The sequence below is a fragment of the Schinkia azotoformans LMG 9581 genome (assembly GCF_000307855.1).
Classification (GTDB): Bacteria; Bacillota; Bacilli; order Bacillales; family Bacillaceae_J; genus Schinkia; species Schinkia azotoformans.
This window is the reverse complement of the sequence record NZ_AJLR01000040.1, coordinates 110,818-130,922: the sequence shown is the minus strand read 5'-3', so window position 1 is coordinate 130,922 and position 20,105 is coordinate 110,818. Positions and strand designations below refer to the sequence as shown.

Below are 20,105 nucleotides of genomic sequence, written 5' to 3'. Positions count from 1 at the left end.
TACTCCTTTTTCCTTTTACTATAAGCGGGCGGGATTTGAGTCTGGCTCCATAAAAAACGTTTCACTACGTAATCCCACTCGTTCTGCTTCTAACAAAAGTGCATCTTGCATTTTAACATTACCTAAATTAACATTGGGACCAAAGGCATTAATGAAATACATTTGCTGCTTACTTGTTGGCGCTTCAAAAATGACCCTGTTTATATCCACCTGTTTTGTAAGCTCTTTTATAATCGATTTCTTTACTTCCCCATTTGGATTGTAAATCCCGGCTGTTCCTGAATCACGACCTTCAGTAATCACGTACTTACATCCAGCCTCAAGTAATGAATTCATTTCTAATACCCAACTTCTAGCAGAAAGTTCTTGGGTTTGGTCTTTCGAACCAACCTCACCTAGAACGGAAAAATCGGCTTTCAATTCATTGACAAGATCAAATCTTGTTTCAAGAGGTATATCCAACGTGCCATTTGACACTTCAATCCACTCTACCCCATGTTTTTGCAAAAACTTCCTATATTCGTCTAATTTTCCCTGATAGTAACATTTTTCGAATAATGTTCCCCCACAATATACCTTAATTCCATATTGTTTATATAATTTGATTTTTTCATCAAAGTTTGGGGTAACATAGGCAGAACCAACACCTAATTTTGCTACATCAATATAAGAATGGTAATCATCTAAAATACATCGTAATTGTCCAACTGGGACCCCAAAATCGGCAATGGATGTCAATCCGAATGTTCTATTTCCAATAGTTCTCTTTGGCATATCAAGAAAGTTCATTTAGGATATACGCCTCCTTTTTCCTTCTGTTTATGCTATTCAACATTTATCTGAAGGGTGAATCGCAATTAAAACCGATGGGATGTTTATTTGCATAGGAATCGAAAATTTTTCGAACAATAGTAAAGTCATGAGAATTTGTATTAAAGGAGCTGTATAGTCACTTGTCCAAACAAAACAATTCATTTATGACTATTTTGGCAATTGGATCAATTCCGCTCATTTTAGTGCTTGGGAACTCCATGCTTATCCCCGTTCTACCGAAAATGAAATCTGAATTAGATATTTCGCAATTCCAAGTTAGTTTAATCATTACTGTGTTTTCTGTTGGTGCGGCTATTTCTATTCCTGTCTTAGGTTATTTATCCGACCGCTTTACAAGAAAGGCCGTTATTATACCAGCCTTGATTGCATATGGGACAGGTGGTTTATTAGCTGGTGCAGCGGCGGCATGGTTTAAGGATCCATATATGTGGATTATGGCTGGACGTGTTCTCCAAGGGATTGGAGCTGCTGGTACGGCCCCAATCGCCATGGCATTAACAGGAGACCTATTTAAAGGGGGGCAACAAAGTCGTGTATTAGGTCTCGTAGAAGCATCAAATGGCTTTGGGAAAGTTGTCTCCCCCATTATCGGTTCACTTTTGGCCTTATTATTTTGGTATGCAGCATTTTTTGCATTTCCAGTCTTTTGTTTATTATCGATTTTACTAACGATATTTTTTATTCATGAAAAAAAGAAAAAGAAAGAGCCTCCACCTGTCGGGACATATGTTAAAGGACTGTTTTCAGTTTTTAAACAGGAAGGCAGATGGTTATTTACCGCTTATTTAGCAGGGGCTACCTGTTTATTTACCTTATTTGGAATTTTATTTTATATCTCTGATGTATTAGAAAAAACGTATCACACAGACGGTGTATTAAAAGGCGGTATTCTAGCGATACCTCTTCTTTTTATGACAATTACCTCTTATGTTACTGGGAGTAAAATTGGCAAAAAGATGCCGTTAATGAAAAAACTGATCGTAATTGGCTTTATTTTAATGACTGTTTCTTTTGCGACGCTCGTTTTTTTTGAAAAATTAATCCCTTTTATTGCTATTTTGGCCATTTCAAGTATTGGAACAGGATTAGTTCTACCATGTGTAAACAGCTTCATTACCGGGTCAGTAGAGACGACGCGAAGGGGATTTGTAACCTCCTTATATGGCTCTGTAAGATTTTTGGGCGTTGCGATTGGTCCGCCAATTTATGGATGGTTGATGGAATGGTCAAGAGCAGGTATGTTTCTTTCCACAGCAAGCTTAACGCTTCTTGTTGGGCTTTTATGTATGGTTATGATTCACGTCAAAAACGAGAATCCTTCCACAAAAATGGGGGGATCCCTATTTAAACCGCTCGAGTTAAAAACTGAATAAGGAAAGGAAATTTAAATTAATAAAGGGGGTACATTTGCTTGCAAATATATTTATCACCTGAAATGATAAAAAACGATTACCAATTATTAAATATTGTTGATCAAAATAATAAACCTGTCGGGTTTCTAACCTTTTTATTTGATGAGAAGAAATTATATGTGTTTGGTCAAGCAGAAAATGGCGTGACAGAGGACTTTAAAGACTTGGTGAAACCTTATATCCAAGGGATGAAAAAATCGCTGCCAGAAGAAATTGACATTCTTTGTTACTTGACTGTTGGCGGTGAAAAAATAGATCTAAATCAAAATAATGAAGGAAAATAGGAAGAGGTACCAATATTTAGTACCTCTTTTTTATTTTTGCGTTATAATATTTCAAGAGGGATCGTTTTCATCCAATGATAATATCGTGACCTTTGTTGTACTTCCTTTCTTAATATCTTCTGAGGTTGCCTTTAATTCCAGTCCTTGTTCATCATCGATTCCTGGTGCAACAGTTGCCTCTGACCTTACTTGAGTACTTTTTTTCATTGTTCTGTACCTCCATCATTAAAAGATAAAATATTTCTCGGGAAAGCGCAGAAATTGACATCCTAAGCTGATATTAGCGAAGTTTGTAATTTACATAATATTCAACTCGAAACGGTTGCTAGTTTTTGCATAAATTTGTCAATTAATTTATTAAACTTATAATAATGTTTCGTTGGTAGTAAAGACCTGCTTTGTACATTTCATCAGTGAGGCTTTGTCAATATTTAGATATGGCAGAAAGCTCCCTCCCTTCGAAAAAAAGAGGCTTAGAAGTTAGCCTCAAAAATCTAAGCTTCATAGCCTTTTCGCGGGATTTCAATATCTTGACCTTTTACATTATCAATTTTTGCTTCAAGCGTACCTTCTGCATACGTATCACTCACTTGTTCATGGGTGGTTGCTAAGCCTGAATTGAGCTCATTTTTACTAGTATAGTCTTGCGGTTGATAATTTTTTTCTGCAATTTCATTGTTGTTCTGAGCTTTTTGCGTCATCCTTCATACCTCCTTTTTGTCGGACAACAATAGTTTATGTAATTATTGTTAATGAATTCATAATGGGAGGTTAAAAAAATAGGAAGGCATGACCTGTAGTAAAAAAGGGGGGAAACGGGGAAAATTCGATATAGGCTATTGATTATTCATCATCAATTTCTTCAATAATGCCAATACTTAATAAATAATCAAAAGCTATATCAGCGATTATTAATGTCTCTTCTTCTGATGGAACAAAACCGGATTGAATTAATCTTTCATAAAAAAATTTTGCAATATCGTCTGAGTCAATAACAATATTTTTCATATATACCCCCCAAAAAAAAGAATTTTATTTATATATATGAAAATTTTATGCGTAAATGAATACATTTTTTAAAAATAAAAAAATGTCCAATTAAGTTGACAGCCTCTTTTCTACAGATTATAATAATTATAAATTAATAATTAATATATTTTAATCTTTATTATAAAATATAACTCTTAATTCGTAATCAAAATTAATTGAAAAAGGGAGTAATTCAAATGGCTGAAATAATTATTTATAGCAGTACCGGTTGTCCTTATTGTGAAAAAATGAAAAAGGAATTTAAAGAATGGGGTTATGATTATGAGGAACGAAATGTAACTGAAAACCCTGCCTATTTTGAAGATCTTCATAAGGAAGGTATGTTCTCTACACCAGTTGTCTATATTAACGGTGAAGCCTTTATCGGATATCGGCCTAAGAAAATGAAAAAAGCTCTTGGAATTACTGATGAAATGATCGCTGCAAATAAACCAACTAATACCAGTGAGGAACAATCCTCTGAAAACTTCTTCCAAGAGCCAACAAAGGAAATGTTTGATGATGTTTATGATTTTGTAACCATTGGGGCAGGACCTGCTGGAGCTTCAGCAGCTGTTTACGCTTCCCGTGCCCGCTTAAAAACATTAATTATTGATAAAGCACCTGCTTCAGGAACGCTTGCCATTACACATAAAATCGCTAACTATCCAGGAGTTCCAGAGGAGCTTACTGGTCAAGAACTTCTAAGAAAAATGCATGTACAAGCCCATAATTTTGGAACAACTTTTGTTCGTTCGAATGTGTTAAGCGTAGATTTTTCGAACGAAGATATTAAATTGCTTGAACTTCCTGAGGGGACAATTAAAGCAAAAAGTGTCTTTATTGCGGTTGGTGCTAAAGCACCTGGCAGTAAAATTAAAGGTGAAGAAGAATATACAGGTCGTGGTGTCAGCTATTGTTCAACTTGTGACGCTGCCTTCTTTAAAGACCGCATTGTTGGTGTAGTTGGAGATACGGAAGAAGCTGTTCACGAAACACAAGCTTTGGCTAAATTTGCTAAAGAAGTTATGCTGTTTGTTCCAACCAATAAGTTAAAAGGTGAAGCAAATACAGATGAACTTGAAAAGCTTGATAATGTAAAAATATATTGGAATCACCGCTTGAAAGAAATCATCGGGAATAAAAAAGTTGAAAAGCTTATAATTCGAGACGCTGACAAGCATGAAGGAGAATGGGCAGTTGATGGTGTCTTCTTATACCTTGCAGGACTTAAACCAGGCACAGATTTCCTAAAAGATGCGGTTAAACGTGATGAGGAAGGGTATATAATGGTTGATGAGGCATTACGTACTAGTGTTGACGGCGTATTTGCCGGCGGTGATGCACGTCGTACTCTCATTAAGCAAGCTGTTATCTCGGCTGCAGATGGATGTATTGCTGCGCTTGGAGCAGATCAACATGTTAACAAACGTAAAACAATGAAAGCTCAGTACAGCTAATAAGCACAATTTGCTTATAAAGATTTTAACAATTACAATATTTTTGTGATAATTACCAAAAGGGTGTTCTCCCTTATTGGTTAATTATAAATAAATTATTTGTTATAAAAGGAGGAATTACTGTGCCAAAAGGAGCAACTGAAACAAAAACGCTCAAAGTTGGAGATAAAGCCCCTGACTTTACTCTAAAAGCACACGGCGATCGAGAAGTCACTCTTTCTGACTATCTTGGCAAAAAAAATGTATTTATTGCATTCTATCCTTTAGATTGGACACCAGTCTGAGGCGCGCAAATGCCTTCATACGAAGATGACCTCGATGAGTTTGAAGGCTTAAATACTCAAGTTTTGGGTATTAGCGTAGATAGTGTACCTAGCCATGAAGCATGGCAAAAATCTGTAGGTGGCATCAGCTACCCACTTCTTTCTGACTTCTACCCACAAGGTAAAGTAACAGACCTTTATGGAGTGCGCCATGAAAATGGAATGAGCGAGCGCGCATTGTTCGTCATTGATAAAGAAGGTATTATCCAATTTATTGATGTACATCCAATCGGCGAACTTCCTGAAAACGAAGAGATCTTCGAAGTTTTAAGAAAACTTGAAAATAAATAATAATAAACACCCCCATTACTTTGGACACGCTCCAAGTAATGAGGGTGTTTATTTATTGATTTTTTCTAAATTGTTGTTTTTTTACATCAATAACCTCCACTAATAAGATCATGATCGTTCCCAATACAAGCCCATTACTTAGAATTGAAGCAACTAGTGGCGGCAATGAAGAATAAGCTTCGGTTGGAATGAACATCACACCTAAACCGACAAAAAGTGGCACAACGACTTTGCTAATTGTTTTCTCAACTGCTTCACTTGAAAACAATTCTTTAATGCCGATAGACAACAGTCCTGAGAAGGCTGGAAAAATAGCTGCATATCCAACTGCAGCAGGTATTGTTGCAATTACAGCAATCACTGGTGAAAAGAACGTTAAAACAATAATAACAAGGGAAGCAATTATAAAAGGTGTTCTGCTAATAATTTTACTTGTTGCAATGAAGCCCGCTGTACCTGAGATTGGTACAGAACCTACAGAAGCAAATAATCCGCTTAAGAGCTGACTAATCCCCATAATTGCCCCTGTTTTTTTTCCGGGCATCTCCGGAATCTTTTTCCCTTCCCTTTTTAAGACACTTTGAACAACTTTGACCGTTGCTAACATATTCGTGATTAGTAGCAATGTAATAAAAAATACAGTAGGTACAATCCCCCAATCTACATTAGGGGATCCAAATGCAAAAAGTTGAGGTAGCTTAAAGAAGGATTTTGCTTCATGAAATGGTGTTGAAAGACCAAAAACAGAAAATAAAATATAACCAACTACGATACTGATCACAATACCAAACTGTCTTAATATATAATGATGAGCTGTTAAAAATGAGATCAAAACAATAATAAATGATAAAATGGCAATTTTATATGAGATTTTTCCGGTTAAATCTACGCCTAGGAGCCCATTTAAAAATGAACCACTTAGTTGGGCAACTAATAAAATCATATAAGTCCCTGTGACCGCCGGGGTAAAAAATTTTGCAATTTTTTCAATCAGCCCAAAGAGACCTAAAAGGATGGCGATTCCCCCGCTAATAAGCAATGCAAATTCCAATGTTTGTAACGTATTTTCCAAGGAACCGTAAATAACGACTCCTAAATTTGCGTATAAAGCAAAAATCCCCCACCATAAACCGGCCGGCCCTTCTAAAACAGGCATATGGTGTCCAAACCAAACTTGCAGTAACCCTGTTATTGCTAATACAAAGAAGGTTCTTGCGATAAAATCAATCGTTTGATCAACATTAAAATTATAAATACCTGCTACTGCAATTGGTGTAACGATGCTCCCTGAAACCATAAACAGTAACCATTGGAGCGTAGGCATGATATTCTTCATCGTATTCTCTCCTTACAGCCGATTAAAAAGCATCCATTGAAATATTCAAAATAATAAAGGACCTACCGTGTTTGGGGTAAGTCCCTTTCCTGCTATTTAAAAATAAACCACATAAATCACAGCAGCTAATACTATACGATAAATTGCAAACGGCACAAGTTTTATCCTGTTGATGAGCTTTAAGAAAAAGCGGATAGAAATTAAAGCAAATACAAAAGCACTAATGAAACCCAGAATAAAAAATGGCAATGCATCGAATGAAAAATATTCTAAGTTTTTAAGAAATGATATACCGCTTGCACCAGCCATAATTGGCACAGCCATAATAAAAGTAAAATCAGCCGCGGCACGATGGCTTAAACCGACTAAAACGCCTCCAGAAATCGTTGCACCTGATCTCGAAAATCCAGGCCACAATGAAAGGCATTGAATGCAGCCGATTGTAAATGCCTGTTTATAAGTAATTTGGTCTACCGTTTGAACCATTGGTTTATTTTTAGTGAATTTATCAGCAATAATCATTAAGATGGCACCCAAAACTAAACCGATTAGAACTGTTCCAGTTGTAAATAAATGTTCATCAATCATATCTTCGAGGAGTACTCCTAGAATTCCAGCAGGAATTAAGCCAACAATCACATGTGTTAGTTTAAGATGTCCTTTTTCATGAAGGGCTTGCCTCCCTCGTTTTCCAAGTCCCAGCATCTCAATAAAACGGTCTTTAAAGACAACGACAACAGCTAATATTGAACCGAGCTGAATAACTACTTTAAATGTATTAGCCACATATTTCGTTAAAAATTGTTCTGATTGCAGCCACATATCATCAACAATAATCATATGTCCTGTCGAAGAAACAGGCGCAAATTCCGTCAATCCTTCAACCATACCAAGGATAATTGCTTTTAAAATTGTAAGAAAATCCATACTATTAAACTCCTTTTACTATCTAATTAGAAAATAACAAAGACTTAACAAATATAGCATACTTTTCGCTTGATGATAACTATGAATTACTATTGTCATTATAAAACAAAACGGACTTGCATAATTAGCTGCAAAGTCCGTCATTTTACATCATTCAGTTTATTTTCACAATTGGTTTCATACAAAACCTTGTAAGCCGTGTTCTGTTCATTTAGTGCTGCAAATGAATACGAAAAGTATTCTCGCACTTGAATGGAGAATCATCTATCTCACAGCCTTAATGGCTATGGTGTCTGTTCGGTTCAATTCCCTCCAGACACTTCCCCTACCAAATTTGGGTTTCTCGCTCGTGGGGTTTACCTCGTTCCACCTCCAATGTTTCCATTGAAGCTCCGTCACTGTGGCACTTTCAAGGTAGTCATACCATATCCAAAATGGACTTAGGTATTTTCCCTGCCGTCAACTCTTGGAAAGAGCTGCCCTAGCTTACGGTTTCGCTAGGCACGATCACTACAGGCATCGCAGCCTGTGCGAGCACGGACTTTCCTCACAGATACAAGATCTGCGCGATTCTCGCCAGTTTTGTATGAAGTATTGCTTGTTTATTATATCTTACTTTGTTTATTTTATCAATTGAGTTCACGGAAGTCAATGTTTCTTAATTAGAACGCTCCTCTAACCAGTCGGCAATTGTTGGAAACGTCTCTCTAACAGCTTTTGGACCAAAAGTAATCGAAATATGACCAGTTGATATGCATACATATTGTTTATCTTCACTAGAAACAGCATCCATCAAGGCTTCTACTTGGTGCGGCATTGCAATTAGATCTTTTTCAGCAGAAATATTCAAAACATTCGCCTTAATCTTGGATAAATCCACTTTTCGGCCACGTACGACTAATTCGCCTTTTATTAGCTTATTTTGTTGATAAAATTCGCGAATCCATTGACGATAAGCTTCACCTGGAAACGGAATTCCATCAGTTAACCACTTTTGCATTAATTTCCACGAGTTAACAAACTTTTGATTTTCTGAACGATCCACTAAACTTACATAAGGTCCGTAAAAGTTTGCAATTGGTTTAAGCATTTTATTTCCAAAATCGATCATTTCAGGCGGCACGTTTCCGTATGTTTCTACCACTTTATCTAAATCAAAATAACGTTCGTCTAATAATCTTGCATAAAGACCTGTATTTTCAAAGTCAAAAGGACTTGCCATAAAAACAATATTTTTAATCGGTAGCTCAGGATGTAATGCAGCAAAAACCGATGTCATTGTTCCACCCATACAGTAACCTAACATCGAGATTTCATCAGCACCTGATGTTTTTAATACTTTTTTAACTGCTTTAGGAATATAATCTAGAATATAATCATCTAACCTCATTTGCTTATCTTCTTCTCCCGGTGTACCCCAATCAAGCAAATAAACATCAAAGCCGCGATTCAAAAGATATTCCACAAGACTGAAGCCAGGTGTTATATCTAAAATATAAGGTTTATTAATTAACGCGTAGACCATTAAAAATGGTGTTTTATGTTTAGTTGGTTGACTTGAAACATAACGATAAAGCTTTGTTTTATTTTTTGTCCAAATCACTTCTTTTGGTGTTAAACCTACCTCAGGCTCTGCTTCTGTTATCATTATTTCAGAAGCCCTTTTAATTCGTATATACGAATCTTTAATTTCTTTTGGGACTGTTTCTTCAAATACATTTTCCCAATCTTTTACTAATGAATTTACCATGTGCCCCCTCGCCATCCCTTCTTTTTTACCCTAATTTCTTTCCTATTTAGTTTTAAGCTTGTTTTTGCAGTAGCTCTAAAATTTGATCCATTTTTCTATGAATCCTTTTTACTTCATGTTGTAAATTCTTAATTTCACTAGCTTGTTTATCCTGGTCTGCTTGTACAACAATGGCCTCTTCTACAACCTCTTCTATTTGATCTACTTTCGTTTCCACATTTATGATTAATGAGGCTAACTTTGCTAGGTCGTCTTTTGAAGGCATATTCATTTGTTCAAGATAAGCGCTCGTGGAATCATTCACTAACTTTTTATATTGAAGATTCATATCAAGAACTTTTCCAAGGCCTATCGAAAAATCTTCTGTTGCAAGATTTTCATCCAGCACTTTACTCCAATAAGATTCCGTTTGATCATAAACCTTCTTCCAAATCTCAAATGGATCAATCGTATTTGAATGGTTCACAGACGTTCTCCTTTCTAAAAACCCGCTATTTTAAATCCCTTTTTAACTTATGACCCTGCACCTGAATTAGAACCAAAAACTCAAAATACAATAATTTATTTTATTTTTTACACTTTTTAGTTCTTAATTGATCCATCTATGTGTAAATTACATGTAGGGAGAACATTTTAAAGCAGGTGAATAATATGACAAATCATTCTAAAGACTCTTCTAGTAAATCAGAACAAACCTTTCAGGCTCCTAAAAATTTTATTGTTCCATTCATACTCTTAAGTCTTCGCGATATTAATTGCCATGGCTACAAAATTTTGCAGCAATTAATGGACTTTGGTTTTTCTACGATTGACCAAGGAAATTTATATCGGATGCTTAGACAATTGGAAAAGGATACACTCGTTAAGTCTGAATGGGACACATCAGAAGCTGGACCGGCAAAAAGAATTTATTCATTAACAGAGGCAGGTGAACAATACTTAAAAACTTGTGTGTATTCGCTTGAGCATTACCAATCGATACTTGATCAATTTTTTTCAGTTTATACCAATATGTTTACTTTTCCACAGCATAGTAAGAAGAAAGACGAAGAAAAAGAAAACTAGAAACTATAAAAATAAATAATAAAAAAGGGGTAATTATTCATGACAGCACTTGACTCAAAATATTTCATTAATCTTATTTGGGACCGATGGGACGAGGGGTTGACGCAAGTATATAGCAATCAAAAACAATTTGAAAATTTGTTTATGCAAACCTTTAATCAACAGAAAAACGCGGTGGAATTATATTTTAAATTATTAGATTCATATTCTAAGGAATTAAAAGCAATCACTGAGAAGTTTCAGGTGAAAGCATTGTCCACAGTAGAAAAGTATCAAGACGAAAACACAAGTGAATCACTACAAAATATCCAAAAGCAGCTTGAGGATGTAATCGAACGTGTATCAAAAATCTCACTTACACCACAAAACGCTGTCAAACAATTGATGTCTCAAAACTTAAGCCAAATTGAGAAAAGTATTGATGAACTCTTTCAGCAACAAGAGAAAAATCGCTCTGAAATGAAATCTATGATTAATGAAATTTCTCTTGAGATGAAAAATGTTTTTGAAAAAATTACAGAGGAATTTGAAAAATTCCAAACCCAAAACCTTTCGTTACTAAAGTAACTTTATTAAGTTAAACAGATTGGGGAGATGTGGATGAGCTTCATTGAACAGTCAAACCAAGTATGTGATGTCCCATATTCTCAAATTCAGGTTGGTACGAAAGCTATTTACACGAAGACGATTACGAACGATGATGTGATGGAATTTGCAAAGGTGACAGGGGATGTTAATCCGATTCATGTGGATGACGAATTTGCAAAAACTACGATGTTTAAAGAACGTATTGCCCATGGACTGCTCACAGCCGGTTTTATTTCTACTTTAATTGGCACAAAGCTACCAGGAAAAAATACACTGTATTTATCTCAAGATGTAAAGTTCAAGGCGCCTGTAAAAATTGGTGATACCTTAACCGTTGTAGGCGAAGTAATCGAAAAAAGAGATGATAAGCAAATACTCAAGATGAATACACATATTTACAATCAATATGAAAAAATGGTTTTAGAAGGAACAGCCGTAGTTATGAAAATGTAAAATTTCAATAGCCAAGAGTTTCTTTAAAAATCCCAAGTGCCTGGCACCGTGCAATCCAAGACGGTGTTGGGTACTTTTAATTTTTTAAATAGTTTATATGGAAAAGAATAGGGTTTCTATTGTATAATACTACTTAAAAGGGAAGAATTTGTAAATAAATGAGGAATAATATGATATTTCGGCGTCAGGAAAGCTTCCGTTATACCTTTAATAAACCAATTGATTGCACATTTAAAATCATTAAAATAGACGATTCCGAGGTTAACACTGAGTTCGGTAGTGGACAAATCATTGATATTAGCCCAAACGGCTTAAAAATGATTTCTTCACTCAATGTTTCTCCAACTCTAAAAAAAGTAGAAATAGAAGTACATTTTCCAATTGATGAACAAGCATTTATTACTCCTGGTATAATTCTATGGCAGAAAAAAGAATGGTCTTTAAATGTTTATTCCTATGGCATAAAGCTCCTCTGTAGTGAAGAAATAACAGCAAGTATTGTAACTGGATTAAAAAAACATGCTGAGAAGAATGTACAATCAAAAAAAGCTAAACCATGAAAAATTTGAATTTTTTTCTTAATAAGTTAAGAATATCATAAATTTTTACCAAACTTTAATATATTTGCATCAGGATTTTTGATGTTACAATAGTATAAGAGATTATACCGAGGAGATTTGTAATGAATATACTGATATGCGAACCCAATCTTCCACCGTGCATAAAGTCTATAAAAGGCAAGTATGGGGAAATACAAGAGATTATTGGTGATAACGTAAAGGCACTGCCATTAAATCATCCTTCGATAATTGTGATGTGCAACAAAGATTACTATGAAAACAAAAGTAATAACAGAACTTACAGATTAAATATTCCTGGCACTTTCGTATTTTTAGGTCGTGAGAATAATCGGTTACGCAGTCTTTCTAAGGATGAAATAAATGAAATTATTCATACCATTAGAAAAGAAGATTTTACGTTAGTTTAAATAAATGAAGGGAGCCTTTCCGGGCTCCCTTCATTTATTGTTAGAATTATTTTTCATTAAGCTCTGCGGCTGGTACAACCCTAACATCATTTGGATTATCTTTTGTAAATACACTTACAGATTGATCCGTTTCATTTGTATGTTGTAACCAAACAGGTACTCCGTGATATGTTACTGTGATTTCATTTGGAGACGAGATGATTTGTTTTGCACGATGAATATCCAATTTTCATTACTCCCTTTTCGTTTTTCCCTATTATGGTTTGTAGTGAATGGAAAATTTATACCTATTCCTCTGCAAGTTCTACTAGCATGGCATCACCGTTTTCCGCAACCTTAACATAGGCGTAACGGACTTTCTCCTGAAGATCAAGCCCTGTCCCCTCAGGTACAAAATAATTTTCAATTCCATATTCGATATTTTCATATCCCTTCAATCTTCCAGTAATCCAAACATCGGCTTTTTTCATCATATCTGCAGGAACTTCTTTACCTACGACATAGTGACCGCTATAACTAAAAAGCCCATCCTTGTTTTCTATAAGTCCAATTCGGACCACCTCATTCCAACCGTCTTCCTCAATTCGTAACGATGAAATGTAATATCTTAATACTAAATAATCACCTTGCAATAGTGACCTTGGATCAACAGGTGCCAGCTCTAGCTTAATTAAATCACCATTTGCAAGAAGTGATTCACTCTTCCCAACTTGAACACCGAGTATAGCCAACTGTAAGAAAATAACTGCAATAATACTGGCAGCCTTCAACGACAATAAATGTCTTGAAATTTTCTCTTTAGGAACTCTGTCAAACCTCTGGATTATTAGTAATACGAACAGTCCTGTAATAAGGAATGTTATAGATTTATGGACTAAACTCCAGACAAGATCATAGTACTTGTAAACAATGAAGGCAAACCAGAAAGCCAAAAAGACACGATAGCGAATCGAATAGCTCTTCCTAAGGGACCATAATACAAGTAAAGTTGTCGTCACAAAATACAGGATATTAGTCAAATAATATATCGTTTTTTGATCCTCAAACAGGAATGTTAAAATAAAAAATGATAATAAACCATAAAACATACTATTATGCATTAAAATATGCCCGACCGCAGTTTTAGATATGCTGTTAGAAATCAAATACAATACAACATTAATTAATAAAATGCAGCCTATTACAAATTCCTTCGTAAACTCATTTGGTTCAAATAATGCGCCTGTGATCACAATCATCATACTTAAGTAGACGATATATCGAATCGTTCTATTTTTAAATGTCCAGAAAATATAGAGCAGCCCGGCAATGAATAACAAATCAATGCCCAAATTTGATTCAAAAGTTGCCGGTATCCCGATAAATAATGCCGTGGATAATAATGTGTACGTAATGATTGAATCCCAATTCGATTTAATTTTGGCCAATAAAATTAGGGCGATTGAAAAAAAGGCAAAGAAGGAAAACGGAATATCATTGATTAACAAAAATGAAATCCCAAAAAGTGAACTTCCAGCGATAATCGATGCGACTGCAGTCGTAATTCCTACTACAATTTTTCTGAAAAAGGAATGCTTTTCCTCCCCTTTCCCGCTTACTTTCCATTTCCGCAAACCATAAATAACAAGGCCAACAATAATAAAAGGAAGGATAAAAGTAAATAGAAAGATCCATTCAGTGTTGGTATAAATAACAAACTCAATAAATTTTATTATGACAAAGGCAATCGAAGCCAAGCCGAGTATGACTAGAAAGCCTTTATTCTGTTCTTTTTGTGTTAAGTATCGATATAAAAATCCGAGTGAACCGATATACATTAAACTCACAATAACATTAAACGGATCAAATAACTTCTCTACTGTTAACCCGAGCATAATAACATGAAATACAATCAAACTTAAATATTGAAGTGGAATAGATCTTATAAGATTTTTTTCAATTATAAAAAATAATATACCGTTTAAAATAGCTATGCCTAGAAAGACCCATTGAGCATAGTTTTTCGGAACATATTGAACACCAGAAGATGGAAACACATAAAAATAGACAGCTAAATGGATGAGAATGAATGATGCCACATAAAATGGCTGAAATTTAGAAATAACACTTAATAAGAGTACTGGAATCGACCAAACGACAAATAGCATATAACTATCTGCATGTGAGTTGTAAATTTGTCCTAATAAGGCAACACATACCCCAAATGATAACGAACCAAAAAATAAAAATAAGGAGCTTAATGAAGGATGTCGTTGGAAAATAAATTTTACTAAATAGGACACAAGATAAAACAAAATAAGCAAGCCAATACTAAGGGCAATTTTTGTCCACTTCTCAAAGCCAGGCCAATTTGATGCAAAAAAATAAATAATAGCAGCTAGTATTAGTGAGAGTCCCAATACGTACCCGATCTCAACACCTTTTTCTTTCCATTCGTGTTTCCGACCTAGATCCACCTTAACCACCACCCCTTTTACCATCTCACTTCATTATATCATGTAAATTATGGAAGGAGCTTACAATTACTTACCAAAAAAGGACTGCTTCCGTGGGTGTTCATAACGAAAACAATCCTTTTTCTATTCATTCGCTATTTTGCGTTACATTAAAAAATTCTTCCGCCATTTCATTGTTTTGATTTTGCTCACTAGGATTTTCCGGGCGATTATGACCCATAACTCCATCTGATTCATAGCTTAATTTATGCTGTTTTTCTTTTTCATTTGACATTCAAATCACTCCTTTTACCAAAATTTTAATGTTCACTATACTAGTTTTGGCAAAAGGAGTGAAATTATGCCAAGGTTTTCTGAAACCTTTTCATATCGTCACTCCATGGGATGGCTACGTCAATACTTTCATTGGTAAATGGGTGGACAAAATGGATATGCTCCGCATGTAGGGCTTGTCTTTTGATACCTACAGGTTTTCCACCATAAAGAATATCGCCAACAATGGGGTATCCAAGATGGCTCATATGGACCCGGATTTGGTGAGTCCTCCCCGTATCCAATTTAAGCTTTACTAATGTTACATTGACCTTAGGGTAGTATTTGAGAACCTCATAATGGGTGATAGCCAAATCTCCTGTGCTTGATACTCTTCTTCTTGTAGGATGATGGCGATCACGTCCGATTTTGGCGGTGATCGTTCCTTTTTTCTGTTTTATTTGCCCATGTACAAAAGCTATATAGGTCCTAGAAATCAATCTTTTTTCCAGCATTTGATCAAGAACGGGGCCCGCCAGTGCATGTTTAGCAAACACGACACCACCGGAAGTATCATGGTCAAGACGATGAATATGCCGAACCTTCGTCCGAAGACCTTCCGCTTGGAAATGATAAGCGACTGCATTTGCCAGTGTATCACGTTCCCCGGCATTAGGATGGGTATCGATTCCAGCAGGCTTATTTACAATTAACACATGGTCATCCTCATAACAAACCTCAATCGGAATATATTGTGGGGCGGCACCGTATTCCTCATCGACAAATAAACGAATTTGCAGTTTATCTCCTTTTTTAAGCTGTTGATCCCATCTTGTTACGATCTCACTATTTACTTGTACCCTTTTTTCCATTCTAAATTGGTGTAACAGTTTTTTGGGGACCTTCCATTTTTCCTTCAATATTTTTTCAACGCTTACCTGATCCCATTCCTGTGGTACTCCGATTTGGAGCCATTCCCCTTTTTTTACACAGTCCATTTATTTAAACTCCTATTTTGCTAAATTTTTGTTTCATTTAATTGATTTACGGTAAAAACGTATTTTCATCCTCTTTCCATTCTATCTTACCTGACGAGGTTTGTCTGAACAATTTTGAATTTTGATCATTTGTATCCTTAAGAAATTTCTGCTTCATTAAATCTGTTGTCGTCCATTGATTAACATAGCTTGCCAGACCCCCTAAATCAGGAAACAACGTTAATTGATTAATCCCGCTTAACTCCAAAAACAATTCAACATCATTTCGAAGTTCAACATCTATTTTGATATGTTTAAGGATGCGTTCTCGTAAAAGCACCCCATTTTCTTCTTCTTCAAGCCCTTGTTTTGTATTGCCTTGGAGAGTAAAATAACCCTTTTGAAACATACTTCGATATGTATTCATTCTAGGGCTTAACGCCATTGTTTTTTGGAATTCTTTCCTAGCTTCTAGGAAATCGATTGTTTTTGGCATACTTGTTAATTCATCTAAATTGTGAAATATTCGATTAAGCCGGAAAGGGTCGAGAAGCCAGATGGAACAAGAAGTTTTATGGTCCCAATTTCTTGTAGCAAAATACAAAGCAACGGCAAAGGATTCAGACCAATCTAATAATCTTGTCTTAACACCGTATTGCTGCATCAAATAAAGGAGGTCCCATTGGTTTTCCGTTTTGTGTAAATCAAAGCCATTTTCAAAAAAGCGTTTATAGCTTAGTTCTTCCCACTGTAAAATTTTCTCTACCGAAAATGATTGTCTAAAAAGCCCTGAAAGTAAAGGATAACAACCATTTTCGGAAGCATTGTTACTTTGACCGCGATACCAAACAAGCCTGCTTTTCTTTGCAAAAAATGTAACTTCTTCTAAAAGTTTAAGCCAATTTTCTGAAAAGAAATAATTGGTTATATCAAGTGCGTTCTTCATTTTTTCACCCACGAGAATAAAGTTAAAATCTACTACTGATTATTGCCAACATTAAAAGGTCTATACTATCCGTAAAAAGTAGCCAACCCTATCATTCTGATAGCACTTTGATATCGGTATGATATATTTTTAAAAATCACTTTAAAATACATTGAACAACGACATTTCTGTTATAATACGAATTATTGAGTATTCGACTTTGAAAGGAAGTAAATCATTCATGAATACAACGCATACATTTACAAAAATTGAGGAAATTGTAAACTCAATTACTCATGGTATCGGCGCTCTGCTTAGTATTGCAGCACTTGTTTTACTCACAGTTTTTTCAAGTTTAGAAGGATCCGTACTCCATGTCATCAGCTTTTCAATTTTTGGAGGGACAATGCTGCTCTTATATGTCTCCTCTACGCTAGTACACAGTTTTCCAGCGGGTAAAGCGAAAGATATTTTTGAAATTATGGACCATTCTTCCATCTATCTATTTATCGCTGGGACATATACTCCGTTTTTGTTTATCGTAATAAAAGGTTGGGTTGGATGGACTTTATTCGGTATCATATGGGGGCTAGCTTTGTTAGGAGTAGTGTTTAAGATCTTCTTTTGCAAAAGATTTTTATACCTTTCTACAATCCTTTATGTTGTAATGGGTTGGCTTATAGTATTTGCATGGAAGCCGCTTGCTGCTGGTCTCTCAACGGGCGGTATGGTGTTATTAGTGACAGGTGGAATTCTTTATACGATTGGCACTATTTTTTATGTATGGCGAGGATTCATCTTTCACCATGCAGTCTGGCATGTATTTGTACTTTTAGGTTCTGTTGCACATTTCTTTGCTGTATTCTTATACGTCTTACCTTTAAACGCTTAAAAAGGGGCATCGCTTGAGATAACGCTTTTTGTTTTGAATCTTATGCACACTTTGAGAAAACATGGAAATGACTAAGTCACAAGCCTTTGCTCATACTATTAAAATAGCGGTGAAGGCAAAAAATGCGTTTGGACAAGAAATGGTTAACCAAAAGGGAAACACAATCATAAAAGAAGTCCTTTCATTCCTGCCATTAGATGACTATATCGAACATGCCCAGGATGAAAGTGAAGACGACGGATAAATATAGGAGGATTGTCTTGGATTTTAAAACAATTTTTCATACCATTACGGACAAAGTAAAGGAAGCCGTTCATCATCTTCAAGGAAACAATAATAAATTTTCCTTAGTTGAGCTGGCCTCCTTTATTAAAAATGATTCCAATACGATTAAAACAAGCCGCCATTTACTAGGAATAGATCTTCATGAATATACGTTAACTGAAAATGACGTTCATTTCCTTCTCGAGACAAAAGGAAAGTCACCTGAAAAAATATTATCGCTCTCCGTATTAAAAGAGGGAAAAGCCCTAATTAAATATCGAAGCTATGAACCAAAAATGTCTTCGGATATGATGATTTCCATTCCGGAAATAATCATTCATTAACACACAAAGAGGCTTTCTCGAATGAGCTAGCCTCTTTATTTAGTACATGAAGCTTATTTCATCATTTTCGTTAATGAGTTTAAATCCATTGGCATATTATTGCTTAAAATTGATTTAACTAGCATGTCTTCTTTTTCTTTTGGAACGCGTTTACCGGCTAATTGTGCTACCTGCTGGATCACTCTTCTTACTGTGTTTTCATCTTTGAAATTTGCATTAGATAAAGAGTTTGCCAATTTCAAAATGTCACTCATATTGACACCTGTTTTCTTCTCGATATTCCCAAACATATTATTGTTATTATTTTTATTTTGCATGAATTTATTGCCCTCCATTTCTATTTACAGTTACTAACATTGTATGGAGGATTTTGTTTGAAGGTGCAGCAATCGGAAAAAACAGGCTTTAATAATCAAACTAGCTTTTTAGTGGTAAAGCCTTTAAATCTATAATAAACTTATTATAGGAAACTGTTAAAGGAGCAAACTCGATTATGCATAATCATTTAATATTTGATTCCTCGATTGGTTCGCAAAAGCCAAACAGTCTAATTCATTCTGATACAACATGCCCTTTTTGTAAGCGGGATGCACTTACAGATATTTTTGATACTGACGGCTCAATCATTTGGCTGAAAAATAAATATCCTACATTAGAAAAAACGTTTCAAACGGTCATTATTGAGACAGATGAATGCCAATCAGAATTATCCGAGTATAGTAAGGAGCACTTATATAAAGTCATTTCGTTTGGACTCAACCATTGGAAAGAGATGATTAAGACTAAGAAGTATAAATCTGTGCTTTTTTTCAAAAATCATGGTCCATTATCCGGTGGTTCACTACGTCATCCCCATATGCAAATTGTTGGACTCGATCATATTAACTATCTGGATTCATTACACGACGATCATTTTATTGGGGTTCCGATCGAGATTCAAGACGGGGTGGAATTTAACATTTCAAAATACCCTAGAATGGGCTTTTACGAATTTAATGTGATCATGGAAGCTGAATCGGGCTTAAAAACTTTTGCAGAGGATATCCAGATTGCCACTCACTATATTTTGAATCACTTTAATCGAAATTGTAATAGCTATAATTTGTTTTTTTACGAGTATGCTGGAAAAATCGCTGTTAAGGTCATTCCTCGTTTTCCGACATCACCACTTTATGTCGGATATTCCATTCCACAAGTATCTAATCATACAGATTATGTCATTGATAAAATTAAAAAGCTTTATTTTTAAAAGGAA

At 35.2% G+C, this 20,105-nt stretch carries 27 protein-coding genes and 1 other RNA gene; 13 read left to right on the top strand and 15 right to left on the bottom strand.

The genetic code is table 11. The features are described 5' to 3' along the window. Positions 1–18: 18 nt before the first annotated feature. Positions 19–789 (bottom strand): phosphosulfolactate synthase, encoded by a 771-nt coding sequence (locus BAZO_RS04955; protein WP_003330219.1) that lies wholly within the window; start codon positions 787–789, stop codon positions 19–21. Positions 790–977: 188 nt separating this feature from the next. Between BAZO_RS04955 and BAZO_RS04950 the strand changes: the two genes are divergently transcribed. Next, positions 978–2,207: an MFS transporter gene (locus BAZO_RS04950; RefSeq protein WP_233276100.1), complete on the top strand. Its 1,230-nt coding sequence runs from the start codon at positions 978–980 to the stop codon at positions 2,205–2,207. A 38-nt stretch (positions 2,208–2,245) separates the two neighbouring features. Then, a complete protein-coding gene (locus BAZO_RS04945; protein ID WP_003330217.1) occupies positions 2,246–2,530 on the top strand; it encodes a hypothetical protein in 285 nt (94 codons plus the stop codon). A 51-nt stretch (positions 2,531–2,581) separates the two neighbouring features. Here the strand turns inward: BAZO_RS04945 and BAZO_RS22645 are convergent, their stop codons facing one another. From BAZO_RS22645 to BAZO_RS21570, 3 genes are all read right to left on the bottom strand, one after another. After that, positions 2,582–2,737 (bottom strand): hypothetical protein, encoded by a 156-nt coding sequence (locus BAZO_RS22645; RefSeq protein WP_003330216.1) that lies wholly within the window; start codon positions 2,735–2,737, stop codon positions 2,582–2,584. Between the two features lie 287 nt (positions 2,738–3,024). Next, on the bottom strand, positions 3,025–3,231 hold the full coding sequence (locus tag BAZO_RS04940; RefSeq protein WP_003330215.1) for a YozQ family protein: 207 nt from the start codon (positions 3,229–3,231) through the stop codon (positions 3,025–3,027). 142 nt (positions 3,232–3,373) lie between these two features. After that, complete coding sequence (locus BAZO_RS21570; RefSeq protein ID WP_003330214.1) at positions 3,374–3,538, bottom strand: YozD family protein; 165 nt, start codon at positions 3,536–3,538, stop codon at positions 3,374–3,376. A gap of 218 nt (positions 3,539–3,756) precedes the next feature. On the opposite strand from BAZO_RS21570, the gene BAZO_RS04935 reads away from it, so the two are divergent. Next, positions 3,757–5,019: an FAD-dependent oxidoreductase gene (locus BAZO_RS04935; RefSeq protein ID WP_003330213.1), complete on the top strand. Its 1,263-nt coding sequence runs from the start codon at positions 3,757–3,759 to the stop codon at positions 5,017–5,019. 122 nt (positions 5,020–5,141) lie between these two features. Then, a complete protein-coding gene (locus tag BAZO_RS04925) occupies positions 5,142–5,633 on the top strand; it encodes a peroxiredoxin (protein WP_081585640.1) in 492 nt (163 codons plus the stop codon). A gap of 52 nt (positions 5,634–5,685) precedes the next feature. Here BAZO_RS04925 and BAZO_RS04920 read toward each other — a convergent pair whose 3' ends face one another. The 5 genes from BAZO_RS04920 to phaR all read right to left on the bottom strand — a co-directional run bounded on the left by BAZO_RS04920 (position 5,686) and on the right by phaR (position 10,112). Next, positions 5,686–6,969, bottom strand: coding sequence for a purine/pyrimidine permease (locus BAZO_RS04920; RefSeq protein ID WP_003330209.1), 1,284 nt, complete (start codon positions 6,967–6,969; stop codon positions 5,686–5,688). 96 nt (positions 6,970–7,065) lie between these two features. After that, positions 7,066–7,896 carry an undecaprenyl-diphosphate phosphatase gene (locus tag BAZO_RS04915; RefSeq protein WP_003330208.1) on the bottom strand — a complete coding sequence of 277 codons (831 nt, stop codon included), beginning with the start codon at positions 7,894–7,896 and terminating at the stop codon, positions 7,066–7,068. Positions 7,897–8,083: 187 nt separating this feature from the next. Beyond that, positions 8,084–8,479: RNase P RNA component class B (gene rnpB / locus BAZO_RS21565), an RNA gene on the bottom strand. Positions 8,480–8,554: 75 nt separating this feature from the next. Next, on the bottom strand, positions 8,555–9,646 hold the full coding sequence (phaC, locus tag BAZO_RS04910; RefSeq protein WP_003330207.1) for a class III poly(R)-hydroxyalkanoic acid synthase subunit PhaC: 1,092 nt from the start codon (positions 9,644–9,646) through the stop codon (positions 8,555–8,557). 52 nt (positions 9,647–9,698) lie between these two features. Then, complete coding sequence (gene phaR / locus BAZO_RS04905) at positions 9,699–10,112, bottom strand: polyhydroxyalkanoic acid synthase subunit PhaR (protein WP_003330206.1); 414 nt, start codon at positions 10,110–10,112, stop codon at positions 9,699–9,701. A gap of 185 nt (positions 10,113–10,297) precedes the next feature. Here phaR and phaQ point away from each other — a divergent pair, with 185 nt between their 5' ends. The 5 genes from phaQ to BAZO_RS04880 all read left to right on the top strand — a co-directional run bounded on the left by phaQ (position 10,298) and on the right by BAZO_RS04880 (position 12,740). Beyond that, a complete protein-coding gene (gene phaQ / locus BAZO_RS04900) occupies positions 10,298–10,711 on the top strand; it encodes a poly-beta-hydroxybutyrate-responsive repressor (RefSeq protein WP_003330205.1) in 414 nt (137 codons plus the stop codon). Between the two features lie 39 nt (positions 10,712–10,750). Continuing rightward, positions 10,751–11,278, top strand: coding sequence for a hypothetical protein (locus tag BAZO_RS04895; RefSeq protein WP_003330204.1), 528 nt, complete (start codon positions 10,751–10,753; stop codon positions 11,276–11,278). Between the two features lie 33 nt (positions 11,279–11,311). Further along, a complete protein-coding gene (locus tag BAZO_RS04890) occupies positions 11,312–11,752 on the top strand; it encodes a MaoC family dehydratase (RefSeq protein WP_003330203.1) in 441 nt (146 codons plus the stop codon). 170 nt (positions 11,753–11,922) lie between these two features. Next, positions 11,923–12,312: a PilZ domain-containing protein gene (locus BAZO_RS04885; RefSeq protein ID WP_003330202.1), complete on the top strand. Its 390-nt coding sequence runs from the start codon at positions 11,923–11,925 to the stop codon at positions 12,310–12,312. A gap of 122 nt (positions 12,313–12,434) precedes the next feature. Beyond that, positions 12,435–12,740 (top strand): DUF3846 domain-containing protein, encoded by a 306-nt coding sequence (locus tag BAZO_RS04880; RefSeq protein ID WP_003330201.1) that lies wholly within the window; start codon positions 12,435–12,437, stop codon positions 12,738–12,740. Between the two features lie 46 nt (positions 12,741–12,786). On the opposite strand, the gene BAZO_RS04875 is transcribed toward BAZO_RS04880, so the two are convergent. The 5 genes from BAZO_RS04875 to BAZO_RS04860 form a co-directional block, all read right to left on the bottom strand. Then, complete coding sequence (locus BAZO_RS04875; RefSeq protein WP_003330199.1) at positions 12,787–12,966, bottom strand: H-type small acid-soluble spore protein; 180 nt, start codon at positions 12,964–12,966, stop codon at positions 12,787–12,789. A 61-nt stretch (positions 12,967–13,027) separates the two neighbouring features. Continuing rightward, entirely contained in the window at positions 13,028–15,196 is a 2,169-nt protein-coding gene (locus tag BAZO_RS04870; RefSeq protein WP_003330198.1) for a GDYXXLXY domain-containing protein, read from the bottom strand. A 127-nt stretch (positions 15,197–15,323) separates the two neighbouring features. Beyond that, positions 15,324–15,470, bottom strand: coding sequence for a hypothetical protein (locus tag BAZO_RS22275; protein ID WP_157382067.1), 147 nt, complete (start codon positions 15,468–15,470; stop codon positions 15,324–15,326). A gap of 64 nt (positions 15,471–15,534) precedes the next feature. Further along, positions 15,535–16,446, bottom strand: a complete 912-nt coding sequence (locus BAZO_RS04865) for an RluA family pseudouridine synthase (protein WP_003330197.1) — start codon at positions 16,444–16,446, stop codon at positions 15,535–15,537. Between the two features lie 46 nt (positions 16,447–16,492). Next, positions 16,493–17,371: an FRG domain-containing protein gene (locus BAZO_RS04860; RefSeq protein WP_003330196.1), complete on the bottom strand. Its 879-nt coding sequence runs from the start codon at positions 17,369–17,371 to the stop codon at positions 16,493–16,495. 220 nt (positions 17,372–17,591) lie between these two features. On the opposite strand from BAZO_RS04860, the gene trhA reads away from it, so the two are divergent. The 3 genes from trhA to BAZO_RS04845 all read left to right on the top strand — a co-directional run bounded on the left by trhA (position 17,592) and on the right by BAZO_RS04845 (position 18,850). Beyond that, positions 17,592–18,242 carry a PAQR family membrane homeostasis protein TrhA gene (gene trhA, locus BAZO_RS04855; protein ID WP_003330195.1) on the top strand — a complete coding sequence of 217 codons (651 nt, stop codon included), beginning with the start codon at positions 17,592–17,594 and terminating at the stop codon, positions 18,240–18,242. 67 nt (positions 18,243–18,309) lie between these two features. Further along, entirely contained in the window at positions 18,310–18,486 is a 177-nt protein-coding gene (locus BAZO_RS04850) for a hypothetical protein (RefSeq protein WP_157382066.1), read from the top strand. Between the two features lie 16 nt (positions 18,487–18,502). Further along, complete coding sequence (locus BAZO_RS04845) at positions 18,503–18,850, top strand: hypothetical protein (RefSeq protein WP_003330194.1); 348 nt, start codon at positions 18,503–18,505, stop codon at positions 18,848–18,850. Between the two features lie 53 nt (positions 18,851–18,903). Here the strand turns inward: BAZO_RS04845 and BAZO_RS04840 are convergent, their stop codons facing one another. After that, complete coding sequence (locus tag BAZO_RS04840) at positions 18,904–19,167, bottom strand: stage VI sporulation protein F (RefSeq protein WP_003330193.1); 264 nt, start codon at positions 19,165–19,167, stop codon at positions 18,904–18,906. Positions 19,168–19,343: 176 nt separating this feature from the next. Between BAZO_RS04840 and BAZO_RS04835 the strand changes: the two genes are divergently transcribed. Further along, the gene (locus BAZO_RS04835) at positions 19,344–20,099 is read left to right on the top strand and encodes a DUF4931 domain-containing protein (RefSeq protein WP_003330192.1); all 756 of its coding nucleotides are present in this window, start codon (positions 19,344–19,346) and stop codon (positions 20,097–20,099) included. Positions 20,100–20,105: the final 6 nt, after the last annotated feature.